The organism is Geomesophilobacter sediminis (genome assembly GCF_016458275.1).
Taxonomy (GTDB): Bacteria; Desulfobacterota; Desulfuromonadia; order Geobacterales; family Geobacteraceae; genus Geomesophilobacter; species Geomesophilobacter sediminis.
Genome location: NZ_JAEMHM010000042.1, coordinates 1 through 1,647, shown reverse-complemented (window position 1 = coordinate 1,647; position 1,647 = coordinate 1). Strand labels below are relative to the sequence as shown.

The window sequence follows — 1,647 nt, the reverse complement described above, 5'->3', positions numbered from 1 at the left end:
ACGGCCTGTTGCCCAAAAGGCATCTTTACCCACTCGCTTTTCTCGGAATTGCTGTAACGTACCGAAAAATATGGATTCGCCTCGTAAATAATGTTAATATGCTGCCACTCATTCATTGTTAGTTAGGAGCTATTGCTATGATGGGAGTGCAGCAACAACAAAGCAGCCTATTTTATAATCTGAACCTTGATACACGTATAAGAGCAGACCATCCTCTTCGAAAGATTTCTCAGTTAATAGATTTCGACTTTGTGTATGACGAAGTCAAAAGGTTCTATGGCCGCAATGGTAATGAATCCGTTCCTCCTCCAGTTGTGATTAAACTAATGTTGTTGCTGGTATTTTACAATGTTCGCTCTGAGCGCGAACTTATGGATACCTTGCCGGAACGCCTCGATTGGTTATGGTTCTTGGGGTATGACCTCGATTCATCGATTCCAAACCACAGTGTTTTGTCTAAGGCCCGAAAGAGATGGGGGATGGAGGTATTTTCCAAGCTGTTTCAGCGCACCGTCGCCCAATGTGTGACATCTGGCCTGGTAGACGGCAGTAAAATATTCATGGATTCCAGTCTGGTCAAGGCTAATGCTTCTAATAATTCAGTCATTGATATGGAAGATCTAACCAACCAACTGCGTGAAGACTATAAGAAGCTGGAGGCGCGGTTGGAAGAGCGAAACGATTCCTCCCGCCAGTACGTGAAAAAGAACAGCCGCTATGTATCAACCACTGATCCGGATGCGGCCATTGTTAACCGAGGCACGTCAAAGCTCTTGTTTCAGGTCCATCGAGTAGTTGACGAAAAAGCCGAGGTCATTACTGCAACGGAAGCTACTCCTGGTGATGTCAATGAGGGGCATCGCATGATGCCACTGGTGGAACAGCACCAGAAGAACACCGGAACTGCTGTCTCAACTGTGGTCGCTGATACCAAGTACGGCACCATCGAGAATTTCTTAGCCTGCCACGATAGCGGCATTGAAGCCCATGTCCCAGATCTACAGAGGGTTTCATACAAGCGCGTTGCCCAACGTGGCCTCTTCACCGAAGAGGGATTTCAGTACAACGGTGACACTGACTCTTATACATGCCCCGCTGGCCACCAGCTAAAACGGATGAAGTTGCACTTGAAACGGTCAAGCATTGACTATAAAGCCCCGAGTAAGGTATGTGCAGCATGTAAATTGAAACCACAATGCACAGAGGGCAAGTCTGGAAGAAGCATCAAACGGCACCTCCGACAAGCGGAGCTTGACGTCATGAGGGAAAAAAGCCGCTCTGACGAGTCGAAAAAGGATATTAAGACTAGGCAACATTTGATGGAACGATCATTTGCTTACGCCACAAGGTTTAACTTCGATAGGGCACGGTGGCGTGGGCTGATCAAGATGCACATTCAGGAATATCTGACGTGTGCAATTCAAAATATCAAGAAACTGATGAAGACCATGGAACCGTTAGATCAGAGTGTGGCAAACTGAACCAGATCAAAGCAGAAAACCGTCCTCTCAACTTTACTATCGAAAACCGCACGTTCTGATTGTTCTTGTCGTTTGTGCTTGGTTATTTACGGACAACTACTGCTTCCGCCCCACGGAACCGGACGTTTACCCCCAAACCTTTGAATCGTTTTGGGCAACAGGCCGT

Annotated in this window: 1 protein-coding gene; it reads left to right on the top strand. The window is 46.9% G+C overall.

Annotated elements, in window-relative coordinates; all coding sequences use genetic code 11:
• Positions 1–137 precede the first annotated feature (137 nt).
• Positions 138–1,481, top strand: coding sequence for an IS1182 family transposase (locus tag JFN93_RS25245; protein WP_199387164.1), 1,344 nt, complete (start codon positions 138–140; stop codon positions 1,479–1,481).
• The last annotated feature ends 166 nt before the right edge of the window (positions 1,482–1,647 follow it).

Excerpts from the sequence above, each read along its gene's own strand:
- JFN93_RS25245 (WP_199387164.1), top strand. The coding sequence starts at position 138 with ATGATGGGAGTGCAGCAACAACAAAGCAGCCTATTTTATAATCTGAAC.